Source organism: Hamadaea sp. (assembly GCF_013362815.1).
GTDB lineage: Bacteria > Actinomycetota > Actinomycetes > Mycobacteriales > Micromonosporaceae > Hamadaea.
The window spans coordinates 65,793-82,034 of the sequence record NZ_JABFVK010000004.1; the positions used below are offsets into that span (position 1 = coordinate 65,793).

Here is a 16,242-nt window from a genome sequence, read left to right on the forward strand (position 1 = left end):
TCCATGGGTGAACCCGCCCAGCCCGCTCCCGATCCGGCCGGCGATCGCAGCCCGTGGAACTGGCTGCTGATCATCCCGATCGTGGTGCCGCTCATTCCGGCTCTGTTCAACGCCATCGAGCCGACGTTCATCAGCTTCCCGCTCTTCTACTGGCTGCAGCTGGCCTTCATCGCCCTCGGCGTGGCCACCACCACCGTCGTCTACCAGATGACCAAGAAGCGCGGCGGAGGTGATCGCTGATGTGGGAGAAAGTGCACGTCGTCGAGCTCGTGGTCTTCGTGGTGCTCTTCCTGGCGGTCAGCGCGATGGGCTTCGTCGCCGCTCGCTGGCGTCGCCCGGCCACCATGGAACACCTCGACGAATGGGGCCTGGGCGGGCGCAACTTCGGCTCGTGGATCACCTGGTTCCTCATCGGCGGTGACCTCTACACGGCGTACACGTTCGTCGCGGTTCCGGCGCTCATCTTCGGGGCCGGCGCGATGGGCTTCTTCGCGGTCCCGTACACCGTGATCATCTATCCGATGGTCTTCCTGGTGCTGGTCCGGCTCTGGTCGGTGTCGCACAAGCACGGCCTCGTGACGCCCGCCGACTTCGTCCGGGCCCGGTTCGGCTCGCCGACGCTGGCCCTGCTGGTGGCGATCACCGGCATCGTCGCGACCATGCCGTACATCGCGCTCCAGCTCGTCGGCATCGAGGCGGTGCTCAAGACGATCGGCCTCACCGGGACCTCGACGGTCGCCCGGCACCTGCCGATCATCATCGCGTTCGCCATCCTCGCGGCGTACACGTACCAGTCGGGCCTGCGTGCGCCGGCGTTGATCGCCTTCGTCAAGGACTCGCTGATCTACATCGTGATCCTCGCGGCGATCTTCATCCTCCCGGCGAAGCTGGGCGGCTGGGACGCGATCTTCGGCGCGGCCCAGGCGAAGTTCGACGCGACGAAGGCCAATCCCAACGACGGATTGCTCCTGAACGCCAACAACCAGCTGCAATACATCACGCTGGCGTTCGGCTCGGCGCTGGCTCTCTTCTTGTACCCGCACTCCGTCACCGGCGTGCTGGCCTCCAAGAACCGCAACGTGCTCAAGCGGAACATGTCGGCGCTGCCGGCGTACTCGCTGTTGCTGGGTCTGCTGGCGCTGCTCGGGTACGCCGCCATCGCGGCCAAGATCGTCCCGCTCCCCGGCACCAAGACGCCGGACACCAACACGGTCGTCCCGCTGCTCTTCCAGAGCGAGTTCCCGGCATGGTTCGCGGGCATCGCGTTCGCCGCGATCGGCATCGGCGCGCTCGTCCCGGCCGCCATCATGTCCATCGCCGCGGCGAACCTGTTCACCCGCAACATCTACAAGGAGTACCTCAACAAGGAGGCCTCCCCGGCGCAGGAGGCGAAGGTCAGCAAGATCGCCTCGCTGGTGGTCAAGGTCGGCGCGCTGCTCTGCATCATCCTGCTGGACCCGCAGTTCTCCATCGACCTCCAGCTCATCGGCGGCGTGATCATCCTGCAGACGCTGCCGTCCGTCGCGATCGGACTTTTCACCCGGTGGTTCCACAAGGGAGCGTTGATCGCGGGCTGGGTCGCCGGAATGGGCTTCGGCATGTGGATGTTGTACAACGTCAGCAACGCCGTTCGTGATCACTGGGCGGGGTCGAACTTCCCGTTGTCGAAGCTCGGCTTCGACACCAAGATGACGATCTACGCGGGGCTCGTCGCCGTGGTGGCGAACCTCCTGGTCGCTGCCCTCGGCACGGTGGTTCTGCGGGCCTTCAGCGTCGCCGACGGGGCGGACAAGACGGCTCAGCCGGACTACTTCGTCGACGAGGACACGCCGCGGGGGACGGCCACGCCGACCGAGGCCGCCGTGGCCTGAGGCTCGACCTGGGGAGGTCGACCGCGCTGGATCAGGGTTCTGGGTCGAATCTTGACGCAAGATTCGACCCAGAACCCTGATCCAGCGCCTTGAGGGGGACCGCGCGTGTACCCCGCCGATGATCAGGGTATGCGAGCCGATGTGACCAGAGCCGATGACGAGGCGCTGATCGAGGCGCTGAAGGTCGGGGCGAGCGTCCTCAAGGGCGCGGAGATCCCGTTCGTACTGGCGGGTGGGTACGCCGTGTACGCACATGGTGGCGCATCCAGCGACCACGACGTCGACTTCCTGATCAAAGCCGACGACGTCGACCGGTCCCTGGAGGCGATGGCCGCCGCCGGTCTCAAGACCGAGCGTCCACCGGAGGACTGGCTGGTCAAGGCGTACCACCGGGGCACGCTGGTGGACCTCATCCACCGGCCGGTGGACCGGGAGGTCGACGACGACACGCTGGCCGACTCCACCGTCATGAAGGTCGCCGCCCTCAGCATGCCGGTGCTCTCGCCGACCACGCTGATGGTGCACAAGTTGCTGACCTTCAACGAGCACTACTGCGACTACTCCAAGGGCCTGCCGCTGGCGCGGTCGCTCCGCGAGCGGATCGACTGGAGCCGCGTACGCCGGGAGACCAAGGAGTCACCGTACGCGACGGCCTTCCTCCGGCTGGCCGAGCTGCTGGAGATCACGCCGCCGCAGTTGGAGACAGGGGACGCCTGATGAAGGACGAATATCTGCTGGCCCAGGTGCAGCGGCTGCTCGCCGAGGACGGCGGCGAACTGGGCATCGACGCGCTCCGCCGGGACGACACGCTCGTCCTGCGGGGCGAGGTCGAAAGCGCCGACCGCTGCCGGGAGGTGGAGCGCCGGGTGGCCGACGCCTTCCCGGAGCTGACCATTCTGAACGAGCTCACCGTGCCCAGGGTGCACAAACCTCAGGAATCCGAGGAACTGACCGGCCGCCCGGCGGCCGCCGGCGCGACGAGTGAGGATCGGCACTGATGGGACGCGTACGAGTCGGAGCGGTCGGCGATGTGCACCTCGATCGGGACGTGGTGGGGCGGTTCCGGCCGGCCCTGGACGACGTCGCCGAGCACGCCGACATTCTGCTTCTTGCGGGTGACCTGACCCGGCACGGTACGCCGGAAGAGGCGGAATGCGTGGCGGCGGAGTTCGGCGGGCTGGACGTACCGGTGGTGGCCGTCCTGGGCAACCACGACTACCACGGCGACCGGGTCACCGAAGTCACCGGCATTCTGCAAGCCGCCGGGCTGACCGTGCTGGAGGGCGAGGGGACCGTCGTCGAGACGCAGAACGGCAACCTCGGCGTCGCCGGGGCCAAGGGCTTCGGCGGCGGCTTCGCCGGCCGATGTGCGACGGCGTTCGGCGAACCCGAGATGAAGGACTTCGTCCGGCATACGGAGTTCAGCGCGAGCCTGCTCACCAAGGCGCTGGAGTCGCTCGAGTGCGACGTACGCGTAGCCCTGACGCACTATTCGCCGGTGCCGGACACCCTGCAGGGCGAACCGCTGGAGATCTACCCGTTCCTGGGCTCCTACCTGTTGGCGGAGGCCATCGACGCGGTACCCACTCAGTTGGCCATCCACGGGCACGCCCACGCCGGCGTCGAACGAGGTGTCACCCCGGGCGGCGTACGCGTCCGGAACGTCGCGCATCCGGTGATCCGGCAGGCGTACAGCGTCTTCGTCATCGACCAGACCTGCTGAACTGCCCAGGCAGGAACGTGGCCCGCGGGGTGCACTCCCGCGGGCCACGTGCATCATCAGGTCAGACGAGTGCGAGCCGACCGGCCGACTCGACCGCCTGCTGATAGACCTGGGCGTACCCCCGGGCCATCGCCTTGGCGCTGAACAACTCAGCCACCCGGCGCCGGCACGCGGCCGGGTCGATCCGGGTCACGTCGTGCAGCGCCTGCGGCAGTTCTTCGGGATCCTCGCAGATCAGACCGGTGACTCCGTGCTCCACCACTTCGGGAACCGACCCGGAGCGCAGGGCGACGACCGGCGTACCGCAGACCATCGACTCGATCATCACCATGCCGAACGGTTCCTGCCAGGTGATGGGGAACAACAGACAACGGGCGTTGACCAGCAGTTCCCGCTTCTGGCCGGCATCGGCGACGCCCATCGCGACGTCGTCCGGCCCGAGCATCGGCTCGATGACCTCTTCGAAGTACTCCTTCTCGACGGCCTCCATCTTCTTTCCCGCCATGATCAGCGGGAGTCCGGCCCGATGCGCCGCCTCGATCGCGAGGTGCGCCCCCTTCGTCGGGTGATATCGGCCGAGGAAGAGCGCATAGTCTTGCTTGCGCTCGGCGTACGGCCAATCGTTCGGGCGTAATCCGTTGTAGACGGTGCCGACCCAGTTGAGTTCGGGCGCGAGCCGCCGCTGCTGATTGCTGATCGAGATCAGCCCCACGTCAGTGCCGAGCGCCCGGTAGAACCGGCGGTTCTGCTCGTGCGCCGGGCCGTGCACCGTGGTCAGCGCCGGTATGCCGAGATCGGCGTAGATCGCGCCGTTGAGCGGGCCCGAGAAGGTGTGGTCGTGCACCACGTCGACCGCCCGCCGGGCGATCAGCTTCTGTACCGCTCGCCGGGTCATCAGGGCGATCTCCACCTCGACCGCCGGGTCGCCGAGCCGGTCGCCGAGCGTCCCCGGCCATACCGGGACGAGTTCTCCCAGCGTGCCGTTGCGCCCTGCGCCGACCAGTGTCACCTTGTGTCCGGCGGCCATCAGGCCGTCCGTCAGATCGGCCACGACCGCCTCGATCCCGCCGTAACCGGCGGGCGGTAGATCGAAATAGGGCGGCGCGACCATCACTATGCTGAGCGATTCCACGACCGCGTCCATACCCAGGTAAAACGCCGATATGCAAATTGCCCCGTTTGTGAGTAGGGCCCATGTCTGTCACGGCGTGTCGGACAGGACGCGCCGGGCGGCGGTCATCCGAACGGGGTGAGACGGCGTACGCCGGACGTCACCCGGTCGGGCGTTTTGGGTCCACCGCCTGGGGGTATTGGCCGTTCTTCCCAAGAGCGTGGTTTTCCCTAATGCGCCCGGAAGCGCCGTTTAGTGGCCAAAGCCGTCCGGCGCTGGATCAGGGTTCCGGGTCGAATCTTGGCTCAAGATCCGACCCGGAACCCTGATCCAGCGCTCCAAGGACCAGAGCCAGGTGGGACCGGGTCGCGCTGCGATGGGCGGGTTTGACGATGGAGATGGCTGGCATGCGGTCCGGGATCGTCGTCGTGACGACCGAATGGATCGCCGGATACGAGGTCGAGACGATTCTGGGGGCGGTCATCGGGGTATCACCCCATTCGATCAGCCCGTACTTGGAGGGCATGCGGTCGCTGGCCGACGGCCAGGGCGTGTCCAACACCGAACGCATGGACCTCATGCGGCGGTGCCGTGAGGAGGCGATCGAGATGATGGCGTACAACGCCCGGCAGGTGGGTGCGAACGCGGTCATCGCGATGCGGATGGATCACCGGCAGGTCACCGAGGTCTGGAACGAGATCTGCGCGTACGGCACGGCGGTTCGTGCGGTTCCGGCGGTTCCGGCTCCCGCTGCCCGGCGCAAGAGGGTAAGTTCGGTCGAGACTATGCGCCTCTAGAAGAAACGGATGTGCGCCGATTGCGGCGATGCGTATGGATGACCAGGATTTCGCGGTAGAACGAAAGTCTGAGCCGGACGCCACCGCGGTGATCGTCCGGGGCGACGTCGACTTGACGACGGTCGCCCAGCTCACCGAGGAACTGCAATCGGCGACCCAGGGCGAACAGGACGTCGTCATCGATCTCGCCGGCGTCACCTTCATCGACTCGACCGGCGTACGCGCACTGGTCGAGGCGTACCGGTCGGCGCGGCAGGCCGGGCTCCAGCTGTCGGTCCGGGGCGCCCGGCACTGGGTCGCCCGGGTGCTGGAGGTCACCGGCGTCGCGACGATGCTCTCCGCCCAGTCACGCTGAACGCCGGCCGCGCTGAAACGCTCGGTGAGCGCGCCCGGTCGCGGTCAAGCGGCCCGAAAGCTGGAGCCGCTCAGGACAGGACGACTGTCCACTCGGGAGGAAGGCCGCTGATGTGCGCGCCGTTCGTCGACGCGCCGATGCGCAGGTCGTAGTCGCCCAGCCGGAGCCGGCTCAGGTTGATCCGGCCCCAGGACGGCGGCAACGCCGGAGCCAGGCGCAGGCGCCGGCCGGGCACGTCCGGGTCCAGCCCGAGGAACGAGCGCACCATCAGCAGCGGAGCCGCGCTGGCCCATGCCTGTGGTGAGCACGACGTCGGATAGGGGATCGGCGGGGTGAACGCGTCGGCGGAGAACCCGCAGTACAGCTCGGGCAGCCGGCCGCTGAACGCCTGACCGGCCCGGATGAGTCCGTCGGCCAGCCGGTGCGCCAAGGTGACCGCGCCGGGGACGTGCGCGTACCGCATGAGCCCGGCGATCGCGATCGCGGTGTCGTGCGGCCAGACCGACCCGTTGTGATAACTCATCGGGTTATACGCCCCCATGCGGTCGGACAGCGTCCGCAGCCCGAAGCCGGAGTCCAGCTCGGCGAGCCCGGCGACGATGCGTTCGGCGTGCTCGTCGGGGACGATGCCGCTCCACAGGCAGTGCGCCGGATTGCTCGTGACCGAGTCCACCGGCCGTTTGTGCCCGTCCAGCGCGATCGCGTAGAACCCCTCCTCGGGCAGCCAGAACCGTTCGGCGAACAACTGCTGCAGCTTCTCCGCCTTGGCGCGGCAGGCCGACGCGGTCGCCCGTTCGCCCACCGCTTCGGCCAGCTCGGCGCGCGCCCGCCACGCCGCGTACGCGTACCCCTGCACCTCGGCGAGGGCGACCGGCGGCTCGGCGAGCCGGCCGCTGGCGTCGTTGATGCCGTCCCAGCTGTCCTTCCACCCCTGGTTGTCCAGGCCGCGATCGGTCGCGCGCTGATATTCGAGGAAGCCGTCGCCGTCGCGGTCGCCGTGTCGCTCCATCCAGGACAATGCGGCGTCGGCGGCGGGGAGTAGCGCGCGGACGGTGCTTTCGGCCGCGCCCCACCGCCAGACCTCGCCGAGCAGCGCGACGAACAGCGGTGTCGCGTCGACCGTGCCGTAGTAGTTCATGCCGCCGAGCGCCTCGACGTTCTGCGGGCCGAGCCGCATCTCGTGCAGGATGCGCCCAGGCTGCTCCTCGGTGCGCGGGTCGTGCTGGGTGCCTTGCAGCGCGGCGAGCGTCTGCAGCGTGCCGACCGCGAGGCTGGGGTCCAGCGGCAGCGTCATCCAGCTGGACAGCAGGCTGTCGCGACCGAAGAGGGTCATGAACCAAGGCGCGCCGGCGGCGACGTAGATCCGCTGTGGCTCGTCGGAGTCGATCATGCGCAGCGCTTCCAGATCGTGCACGGTCCGCCGGAGGATGCGGGCCAGCCCCGGGTGATCGACCGTCACCCCGGTCACCCGATCGCGCCACGCGGGTTCCTGCTGCTCGGCGGGCAGATCGCGGAACCGCGGCTCGATCCGGCAGTTGGCCACCACCGGCTGCGCGATCAGCTCGACCGTCCAGCTCTCGCGCGGCGGGATCACCACCTGCCACACCAGCCCCGCGGTGCTCACCGTCGGCTCGCCGGCCGCGTGGACCAACAGACCGCGGGACCCGTCTTCCCGGCTGAAGAACAGCTCCATGCCAGATCTAGTGGTACGCGGAGAGGGCGCGCCGGGGCGCCCCTCCTTGACGGCGAACAGATCGGCGAAGTCGGTGTCGACGAGCAGCTCCACGGCGACGGCAGTGGCCTCGCGGGCGACGTTGCGCAGGGTGATCACTTCTCGCATCCCGCGCCCGAGCCAGCGCTGGCGGTCGACCAGCATCGTGCTGTCGTGCCGGCCGGGGACCGCCGGACGACGGCCGATGAACCGGGCGGTGAACGCGTCGCTGTCGACCACCGACAACGGTTGCGGAGTCTGCCCGTCCAGCCGCAACTGCCAGCGCGACAAGATCCGGGCATCTCGGAAATACAGCCCTTGGAGGCCGTTGCCGACGATGTCGCCGGAGGCCTCACTGATGCAGAACGTGGTGCCCTCCACGAGAGTCACCACTCCGCGTACGCCGCTGAGCACGGGCGGTTCGGGCGCGTCGAACGGATCGGGGGCAGCCAGGCCTTCGGTCACAGATCCGGGCGTACCCGGGCGTGTCGGGGTTTATGCCCCGTAGCCGGGGGTACGCCGCCGAACATGCCGACATCGACCCGATCGGGGTCCCGCGCGCTGCGCATCGCCCTGGTCTCGGAGCACGCGAGCCCGCTCGCCCAGCTCGGCGGGGTGGACGCCGGCGGGCAGAACGTCCACGTGGCCGCGCTGGCGACCGCTCTGGCCCGGCGCGGACACGAGGTCGAGGTCTTCACTCGCCGGGATGATCCGGGCCCACCGGAGACGGTCGAATCCGGCGGCTTCCGCGTCGTCCACGTTCCGGCCGGCCCGGCCGGACCGATAGCGCGCGATGATCTCCTGCCCTACATGGGGGAGTTCGGCGCGTGGCTTGCCGCTCGGTGGACCGGTACGCCGCCCGACGTGGTGCACTCGCACTACTGGATGAGCGGAGTGGCCGCCCTCCGGGCCGCCGAGGGTACGCCGGACGCGGGTCGCCTCCCGCTTGTCAGTACGTTCCACGCGCTCGGCGCGGTCAAGAAGCGGGTGCAGGGAGCGGCCGACACGAGCCCGGCCGAACGGGAGGAACTGGAGCCCCTGGTCGCCCACAGCGCCGACCGGGTCATCGCGCAGTGCGCCGACGAGGTTGGTGAGCTGCTGAAACTCGGCATCGGCCGGGACCAGATCGCGGTCGTCCCGTCCGGCGTCGACCTCGACCGCTTCCAGCCCGGCCCGCATGGTCCCCGGCTGCGGTCGCCCCGGGAGACGCCCCGGATCCTGGCCGTTGGGCGAATGGTCCCGCGAAAGGGCTTTCTCGACGTGATCAAAGCGGTTCGTCGGGTTCCGGGGGCGTACCTGGTCATCGCGGGCGGTCCGCCGAAGGGGCAGCTGCCCGACGACCCCGTGGCCCGGCGGCTGCTGGAGGCGGCCGAGGAACTCGGCGTCGCCGACCGCGTGGAACTGCTCGGTGGCGTACCGAACGACCGGATGCCGGAGCTTTATCGCTCGGCCGATCTGCTTGCCTGCACTCCGGCGTACGAGACGTTCGGGATGACTCCGCTGGAGGCGATGGCTTGTGGCACACCGGTTGTGGCGTACGCCGTAGGCGGGCTCGCGGATTCGGTGGCGCACGGCGTCTCCGGCCTGCTGGTGGCGCCCGGCGACGTCGACGGCCTGGCGAAGGCCATCCGTGAGCTGCTGACCGTGGAGCCGCGCCGGTACGCGTACGCCGTCGCCGGGATGAGTCAGGCGCAGGCCCGCTATCCCTGGCCTCGAGTGGCCGAACAGGTGGAGGCGGTATACCGATCGGTTATCGCCCGTCAGCTGGTCAGCTTGCACTGACAGCTGAGGGGACTAGACTGTGATCGCGTCAAAACGCCTGACGCGACAGCGGCGCGGTTCGCCGGGGCGCTGTGCGGCACTCAAGCAGTCGGGTGCCACCGTTTCTGGACACCGAAGGTTCCAGCGAGAGGCCAAGGGCTGATCGTGTGGGGCCGGCGCAGGTGACAGCAGTCATGTCCATGACCCAGGAAAAGGTCAGGTTCCAGTCCGGCACGCAAACCTCCGAGCACACCACGGTGGCATCAGGCGACTTCGAGGAGATGACCTCGGAGACGCTGGCTCGGATGCAGAAACTCGATGCTGACGACCCCGAGCGGGCGCGACTTCGCGAGTCGGTCATCGAGGCGTGCGTACCCCTCGCGCGGCGTATCGCGCTGCGTTTCGGCAACCGCGGTGAGGAGATGGACGACCTGACACAGGTCGCTCTGGTCGCCGCGATCAAGGCCGTCGACCGGTATGACACCGATCGCGGCGAGTCGTTCCTGCACTACGTGGTCCCGACCATGGTGGGCGAGCTCAAGCGGCACTTCCGTGACCGTGGATGGATGATCCGCGTGCGCCGCCAGCTTCAGGAACTGCACATGGAGATCAGCCGCACGATTCCGACGCTGAGCCAGTCTCTGCGCCGGGTGCCGACCGTGGCCGATCTCGCCGAACACCTGAAACTGAGCACCGATCAGGTGAGCGCCGGCCTCGAGTGCGCGCGGGCCTACCGCGCCTACTCGCTCAACGCGCCGGTGCGGGGTGCGGACGTCGACGTCGAACTCGGCGACCTCGTCGGGGGAGTCGACAACGAACTGGAACTCGTACCGGAGCGGCAGGCTCTCTGGCAGGCGGTCTCCGCACTGCCGGCCCGGGAGCAGAAGATCCTGGTGCTGCGGTACTTCGGAAACATGACCCAGGCGGAGATCGCCAAGATCGTCGGCGTCTCCCAGATGCACGTCTCCCGCCTTCTGACGCAGTCGCTCAACCGGCTGCGCCTGGTCCTGCTCGAAGACGCCTGATCCGTCAGTCGTCCGAATAGGACAGTGCGACGAGACATGCCTCGTCGGTGCGAGCCGGGGTCGGCACCGTCAACGCCGACTCCGGCTCGCCCACGCGTACGCCCCGGCCGAGCTTGTTGCTCAGGTTCTTCAGCGGATCCCGGGCCCGCCGGTCGAGGACGCCGTCGGTGTAGAAGACCAGGGTGTCGCCCGGCTCCAGCTGGGCCGAGCGACTGCTGAAGACGGCGTCCGGGAGCAGGCCCAACGCCGGACCCTCGGGCGGCTTCAGCGCCGTCGCGGTGGCGGTCCGCCCGCGTACCAGGATCGGGGGCAGGTGACCGGCCTGCGCCCAGGTCGCGACCTTCGTCTCGTGGTCGACCCGGGCCAGCGCCATGCTGGCCAGCGGCGGATCCGGCAGCCGATGCAGCTCGGTGTTCAGGACGGACAGGATCGCCTCGGGCGCCAGCCCGGCGATGCCGAGCGCGACGACCGGCGGCATCAACCGGGCGACCGCTGAGGCGGCGGTCAGGCCCGAGCCGAACATGTCGCCGACCACCAGCATGAGGTCGCCGTTCGGCAGCAGCTGGGCGTCGCAGAAGTCCCCGCGCAGGGGAGCCGTGCGATCGGTGGCGAAGTGCTGCCCGACGACCCGCAATGGGCCGCTGCTGTGGTCGAAGGATCGGGCCGGATACACCAGGTCCATCAGGGCTCTGGTGAGTTCGTGCTCGGCCGCGAGGCGTACTCGCTGGGCCGAAGCCTGAGCCTGCGTGCGCCGCAACTGGACGTCGAGCTGGAGCTGCTCCGAGATGTCCTGGACCAGTAGCCGCACCGTGCCGCGGGGATCGGTGTCCTCGGGCCGGGGGCCGTCGCCCGCCGCGAAGGCGCGCAGCCGGACCAGCTCCTCGCCACCGCGGCGCAGGTTGATGTCCACTGTGGCCTGACCACCGTGCGCCGCGCGCCGCAACGCCTCGGTGAGGACCGGCCGGGACTCGGGCTCGGCCAGCTCGACCAGGGCCGTACGCGACAGCGGACCCTTGCGCGCGGGGACGCCGAGGAGCTCGTACATGCCCGGCGAACACCACATGCGCCGGCCGATCGGATCCCACTCGCACCAGCCGAACCGGCCGAGCTGCTCCATCTGGCTGACCTGTTCCTCCAGCCGGGCGAACTCGTCCACGCGACGCCACGACGCGATGACCGCGCCGGCGATCGGTGCCGCGCGGCGCGCCTTCACGACGCGCTGCCAGCTTCCGGCGACCCAGGCGTCCTCCGGTTCCGGCCCGCGCTCCCACGACGTTCCATCGGCGAGGGTACGCACATAGGCGTCGAAAACGCCGTTGGTCAGCAGACGCGGGTACGCGTCGAGCAGCCGCCGGCCGAGGGTGTCCGGTTCGTCCGCCTGGGCCAGCGGGCTCATCGCCGCCACGGTGAAGTCGATGACCACCCCGGCGGCGTCGCGGATCGGCGTGAGCAGCTGAGTCATGCCCGAGGTGCCCTCGATGACGCGCTGGATCCAGCCGAGGTCGCCGGTGAGCGAGGCGGCGGTGCCCGCGATGGCCTGCGCCCATACGCGGCCGAGCGCCCGGCCCGACTCCTCGGCGAGGCGGTCGAGATAACTGCGGTCGAGCGCGGAGAACGGCCGCGCCTGCCCCCACGAGATCAGCAGTACGCCGGTCACCCGCGACTGAATCGCGATCGGGTAACCCACCATCGCCGGACCCGGCCCGACCAGGGCGAGATCGGTCTCCGCCTGCCCGTCGAAGAGCACCGGATGCGCGTGCCGCACGACTTCGCTCATCGGCGTCGCGATCAGCGAGGGAATCCGGCGGGCTTCACTGATCTGCTGAGCGGTCCAGCCTTCCGCGCCGATCAGGCGCAACGAGCCGTTGGGTTCGGCGGCGAACACGGCGACCCCGCTCGGCGCCGGATCACCCGCGTTCGCGTGAACGGCGGAGGTGACTCCGGTGATGTCCTCGGCGGCGGCGTACGCCGAAACCGCCCGGCGCAGCCGGCGCTTCGCCTCGGCCGGCCAGCTCGGCGGCTGGGTGGGTGCGAGGCCGGTCATGACGGTGATCGGCCGCGGTTCGGGGGTGATCGAGAGCACCTCGGCGCGGCGGGGACTCGGCTTCGCGGCGGCGGCCGGAATCGGCGGCTCCGCCGGGCTCACCTCCGACGCCGGGCGGTCCGGCGGGGCGATGCCGTTGACGATGTCGGCGGCGACGTCGACGAGCGGGGTGTTGGTGTCCTGCGACTGCTGGGAGATCTGGCTGAACGCCGTCTCCGGGTCGCACCCGAGACGTTCGGCGAGGATGCCTTTGGCCTGCTCGATCAGGGCACGCGTCCGCATGGCCCGCCGCAGTCCGGCGACCTCTTGTTCGAGGCGCTGTACGCGGACCGGCCAGTCTTCCGCCGTGCTTTCCACCACCGGGCGATCATATGGCGGGCTTGTCCTCCGCGCCCGTTGTCGGCCGACTCCGCTGGACCGAGGGCGCTCGGCATCGGCTTGAGCAAATCGGGCGAAATCGCCCTTTACCGGGGTGAAAGTGGTTAGCTAACCACTATGATGCGAGGACAGTGGCGCCGCCTGGTGGCCGCGAGCGGATTGGCGCTCGTGCTGGCCGCGACGGCATGTGGCAATTCGAACGACGACAACGGCGGCAGCTCCACCGGCGGCGGGGAGAGCACCGACAACGGCTTCAAGATCGGCATTCTCCTGCCGGAGTCCAAGACGACCCGGTACGAGACGTTCGACAAGCCGTACATGGAGGCGAAGATCAAGGAACTCTGCGCCAAGTGCGAGATCCTTTATCAGAACGCCGACCAGGACAGCTCGAAGCAGCAGTCGCAGGCCGAGGCCATGCTGACGCAGGGCGCGAAGGTGCTCATCCTGGACCCCGTCGACGCCTCGGCGGCGGCGACCATCGTGAACAGCGCCAAGGGGCAGAACGTCCCGGTGGTCTCCTACGACCGGCTCGCCAAGGGTCCGATCGCGTACTACGTCTCGTTCGACAACAAGAAGGTCGGGCAGCTGCAGGGCCAGTCCCTGCTGGACGCGCTCAAGGCCGGGGGCGACCCGAAGCGCGCCGACATCGTGATGATCAACGGTTCGCCGACCGACCCGAACGCGGCCGACTTCAAGGCCGGCGCGCACTCGGTACTCGACGGCCAGGTGAACATCGGCAAGGAGTTCGACACCCCGGACTGGTCGCCGGACAAGGCCCAGCAGGAAATGGAACAGGCCATCACCGCCCTGGGCAAGGACAAGATCATCGGCGTGTACGCCGCCAACGACGGCACCGCCGGCGGCGCGATCGCGGCGATGAAGGGCGGCGGCTTCACCAGCCCGTTCCCGCCGGTCACCGGGCAGGACGCCGAGCTGGCCGCGATCCAGCGGATCGTCGCCGGTGAGCAGTACATGACCGTCTACAAGGCGATCAAGCCCGAGGCCGAGATCGCGGCCGCCATGGCCGTCGCCGCGGCGACCGGGCAGGCGTACTCCGGCGAGACGACCACCACGGTCAACAACGGCACCGCCGACGTCACCTCGGTGCTGCTGACCCCGGTCGTGGTCAAGAAGGACACCATCATGGACACGGTGGTGAAGGACGGCTTCTACAAGGTCGACCAGATCTGCACCTCGCAGTTCGCCTCGGCCTGCGCGGCGGCTGGTATCAAGTGACCGCCGCGGACTCTCCGGTGCTCGCGCTGTCGGGCATCTCGAAGCGATTCGGCGCGGTGCAAGCGCTCACCGACGTCAGCCTGGAGGTGTACCCGGGCGAGGTCGTCGCGCTCGTGGGCGACAACGGCGCCGGAAAGTCCACTCTCATCAAGGTGATCGCCGGTGTCGGCCCCGCTGACACCGGCGAGATCCGGTGGGAGGACCGGCCGGTCAACATCACCAAGCCGGCCGACGCGACCGGGCTCGGGATCGCGACCGTCTATCAGGACCTCGCGCTCTGCGACAACCTCGACGTCGTCGCCAACCTGTTCCTCGGCCGGGAACTGACGAGGACCAGGGTCCTCGACGAGATCGGCATGGAGAAACGCTCGCGCGAGCTGCTGGGCAGCCTCTCGGTGCGGCTGCCGAGCGTACGCGTGCCGGTGGCGGGCCTGTCCGGTGGTCAGCGGCAGTCGGTGGCGATCGCGCGTTCCCTGCTCGGCGAGCCGAAGGTGGTCCTGCTGGACGAGCCGACGGCGGCGCTCGGCGTCGCGCAGACGGCCGAAGTGCTCGACCTCGTCGAACGGCTCCGGGAACGGGGCCTCGGCGTGATCCTGATCAGCCACAACCTGGCCGACGTCAAGGCGGTCGCCGACCGGGTCGTGGTGCTGCGCCTGGGGCGCAACGCCGGCGCCTTCGACCCCGACCAGACCAGTCAGGAGGAGATCGTGCAGGCGATCACGGGCGCCCTGGACAATGCGGTCACCCGCCGCCGGGCCCGCAGCGAAGCGCCGCCGGGAGACTCCGCCGCGGGCTCCTCCGTGGACTCGTCCGTGGACGAGGACCGGGAGCTCGGGGGTGAGGGATGACGAACGCGACGATTCCCCCGCCCGCGGCCGGCCCGCTCGCCGAGACCGAGACCCGTTCGGTGTGGGAACTCATCAAACGCCGCGTACGCGGTGGCGAGCTGGGCGCCTGGCCGGTGGTCATCGGGCTGATCGTCATCTGGGTGGTCTTCCAGGCGCTCAACGACCGCTTCCTGACGGCGCAGAACCTGTCCAACTTGGCTCTGCAGATCACCGCCGTCGGCATGATCAGCGTCGGCATCGTATTGGTGCTCCTGCTCGGCGAGATCGACCTGTCGGTCGGTTCGGTGGCCGGCGTCTGCGCCGCTGCGCTGGCCGTCCTCTCCGTACGCAGGGGCTGGTCCGACGTAGCCGCCATCATCGCGGCACTGGTCCTCGGTGCGTTGATCGGGCTCCTGCAAGGCACCATCTTCGCCAAGCTGGGCGTACCGGCGTTCGTCGTGACGCTGGCCGGCAACCTCGGCTGGCTGGGCCTCCAGCTCTACCTGCTGGGCTCGGAGGGCACCATCAACGTGCCGACCGGCACCATCACCGACCTGATGAACACCAAGCTCAGCCAGGCGGCGGGCTGGATCGTCGGGTTGATCGTCGTCGCCCTGTACGCCTTGGCGGCGTTCAGCGGCCGGGCTCGGCGAGCCTCGGCCGGCCTCCCCGCGGCATCCCTGCGCACCGACCTAGTACGCGTCATCGGCCTCGCCGCGATCGTGGTGGCGACCGTCGCCGTGCTGAACTCGTGGCAGGGGGTGCCGCTCGGCCTGCTGATCCTCGTCGGCCTGGTGGCCCTGCTGGACCTCGTGCTCCGCAAGACCCGGTACGGGCGCAGCATCTTCGCCGTCGGCGGCAACATCGAAGCAGCCCGGCGAGCCGGCATCAACGTGGCGGCGATCCAGATCTCCGTCTTCACGCTGTGCTCGACGTTCGCCGCACTCGGCGGCATCCTGCTCGTCTCCCGCGGCTTCTCGGCGACCCAGACGACCGGCGCCAGCGACGTCCTGCTGCTCGCCATCGCCGGAGCAGTCATCGGCGGCGTCAGCCTCTTCGGCGGCCGGGGCAGCCCCTGGGGCGCCCTGCTCGGTGCGGTCGTGCTCGGCTCGATCAGCTCCGGCATGCTGCTGATCGACGTCGACTCCTCCGTGCGCTACATGATCACGGCAGCGGTCCTGCTCGCGGCGGTCATCCTCGACTCCGTTTCACGTCGGGGGCGGCGGTCGAGCGGTCGCGGCTAGCCCTACGGGGTTGCTCTGTATTGGCTGCGGCTTCGCCGGGGCGCGCTGCGTATTGGCTGCGGCTTCGCAGGGGGCGCGCTGCCAAAATCGCACCGAAGAGGGTGGGGTGGGGGTTCGCTCGTTGGCGAATTGTCCGACTTCCATGATCATGGTCAATTC

Annotated in this window: 15 protein-coding genes; 12 read left to right on the forward strand and 3 right to left on the reverse strand. The window is 69.1% G+C overall.

The features are described 5' to 3' along the window. The first annotated feature begins 3 nt into the window (after positions 1–3). The 5 genes from HOV77_RS01840 to HOV77_RS01860 all read left to right on the forward strand — a co-directional run bounded on the left by HOV77_RS01840 (position 4) and on the right by HOV77_RS01860 (position 3,594). Positions 4–240 carry a DUF3311 domain-containing protein gene (locus HOV77_RS01840; protein ID WP_290856601.1) on the forward strand — a complete coding sequence of 79 codons (237 nt, stop codon included), beginning with the start codon at positions 4–6 and terminating at the stop codon, positions 238–240. After that, a complete protein-coding gene (gene mctP / locus HOV77_RS01845; protein ID WP_290856603.1) occupies positions 240–1,871 on the forward strand; it encodes a monocarboxylate uptake permease MctP in 1,632 nt (543 codons plus the stop codon). The genes HOV77_RS01840 and mctP overlap by 1 nt, the downstream gene beginning before the upstream one ends. Positions 1,872–2,012: 141 nt before the next feature. Continuing rightward, positions 2,013–2,588: a nucleotidyltransferase family protein gene (locus HOV77_RS01850; protein WP_290856605.1), complete on the forward strand. Its 576-nt coding sequence runs from the start codon at positions 2,013–2,015 to the stop codon at positions 2,586–2,588. Then, positions 2,588–2,869, forward strand: a complete 282-nt coding sequence (locus HOV77_RS01855) for a hypothetical protein (protein ID WP_290856607.1) — start codon at positions 2,588–2,590, stop codon at positions 2,867–2,869. Before HOV77_RS01850 ends, HOV77_RS01855 begins: the two co-directional genes overlap by 1 nt. After that, complete coding sequence (locus tag HOV77_RS01860) at positions 2,869–3,594, forward strand: metallophosphoesterase (RefSeq protein WP_290856609.1); 726 nt, start codon at positions 2,869–2,871, stop codon at positions 3,592–3,594. Before HOV77_RS01855 ends, HOV77_RS01860 begins: the two co-directional genes overlap by 1 nt. A 61-nt stretch (positions 3,595–3,655) precedes the next feature. Here the strand turns inward: HOV77_RS01860 and HOV77_RS01865 are convergent, their stop codons facing one another. Next, complete coding sequence (locus tag HOV77_RS01865; RefSeq protein WP_290856611.1) at positions 3,656–4,726, reverse strand: glycosyltransferase family 4 protein; 1,071 nt, start codon at positions 4,724–4,726, stop codon at positions 3,656–3,658. 386 nt (positions 4,727–5,112) lie between these two features. Between HOV77_RS01865 and HOV77_RS01870 the strand changes: the two genes are divergently transcribed. Both HOV77_RS01870 and HOV77_RS01875 read left to right on the forward strand, forming a co-directional pair. Then, positions 5,113–5,502, forward strand: a complete 390-nt coding sequence (locus tag HOV77_RS01870) for a heavy metal-binding domain-containing protein (protein WP_290856613.1) — start codon at positions 5,113–5,115, stop codon at positions 5,500–5,502. A gap of 28 nt (positions 5,503–5,530) precedes the next feature. After that, positions 5,531–5,857 (forward strand): STAS domain-containing protein, encoded by a 327-nt coding sequence (locus HOV77_RS01875; protein ID WP_290856620.1) that lies wholly within the window; start codon positions 5,531–5,533, stop codon positions 5,855–5,857. Positions 5,858–5,927: 70 nt separating this feature from the next. Here the strand turns inward: HOV77_RS01875 and HOV77_RS01880 are convergent, their stop codons facing one another. Further along, the gene (locus HOV77_RS01880) at positions 5,928–8,033 is read right to left on the reverse strand and encodes a glycogen debranching N-terminal domain-containing protein (RefSeq protein WP_290856625.1); all 2,106 of its coding nucleotides are present in this window, start codon (positions 8,031–8,033) and stop codon (positions 5,928–5,930) included. A gap of 96 nt (positions 8,034–8,129) precedes the next feature. Between HOV77_RS01880 and HOV77_RS01885 the strand changes: the two genes are divergently transcribed. Beyond that, entirely contained in the window at positions 8,130–9,350 is a 1,221-nt protein-coding gene (locus HOV77_RS01885) for a glycosyltransferase (RefSeq protein WP_290856828.1), read from the forward strand. A 173-nt stretch (positions 9,351–9,523) separates the two neighbouring features. Next, on the forward strand, positions 9,524–10,354 hold the full coding sequence (locus HOV77_RS01890) for a SigB/SigF/SigG family RNA polymerase sigma factor (protein ID WP_290856627.1): 831 nt from the start codon (positions 9,524–9,526) through the stop codon (positions 10,352–10,354). Positions 10,355–10,358: 4 nt separating this feature from the next. Here HOV77_RS01890 and HOV77_RS01895 read toward each other — a convergent pair whose 3' ends face one another. Then, a complete protein-coding gene (locus HOV77_RS01895) occupies positions 10,359–12,758 on the reverse strand; it encodes a SpoIIE family protein phosphatase (protein WP_290856630.1) in 2,400 nt (799 codons plus the stop codon). A gap of 135 nt (positions 12,759–12,893) precedes the next feature. Between HOV77_RS01895 and HOV77_RS01900 the strand changes: the two genes are divergently transcribed. Genes HOV77_RS01900 through HOV77_RS01910 form a run of 3 tightly spaced genes read left to right on the forward strand, consistent with a single transcriptional unit; the run spans position 12,894 to position 16,083 of the window. Next, positions 12,894–14,012: a sugar ABC transporter substrate-binding protein gene (locus HOV77_RS01900; protein ID WP_290856632.1), complete on the forward strand. Its 1,119-nt coding sequence runs from the start codon at positions 12,894–12,896 to the stop codon at positions 14,010–14,012. Then, the gene (locus tag HOV77_RS01905) at positions 14,009–14,860 is read left to right on the forward strand and encodes an ATP-binding cassette domain-containing protein (protein WP_290856634.1); all 852 of its coding nucleotides are present in this window, start codon (positions 14,009–14,011) and stop codon (positions 14,858–14,860) included. The genes HOV77_RS01900 and HOV77_RS01905 overlap by 4 nt, the downstream gene beginning before the upstream one ends. Beyond that, a complete protein-coding gene (locus HOV77_RS01910; RefSeq protein WP_290856637.1) occupies positions 14,857–16,083 on the forward strand; it encodes a sugar ABC transporter permease in 1,227 nt (408 codons plus the stop codon). Before HOV77_RS01905 ends, HOV77_RS01910 begins: the two co-directional genes overlap by 4 nt. The last annotated feature ends 159 nt before the right edge of the window (positions 16,084–16,242 follow it).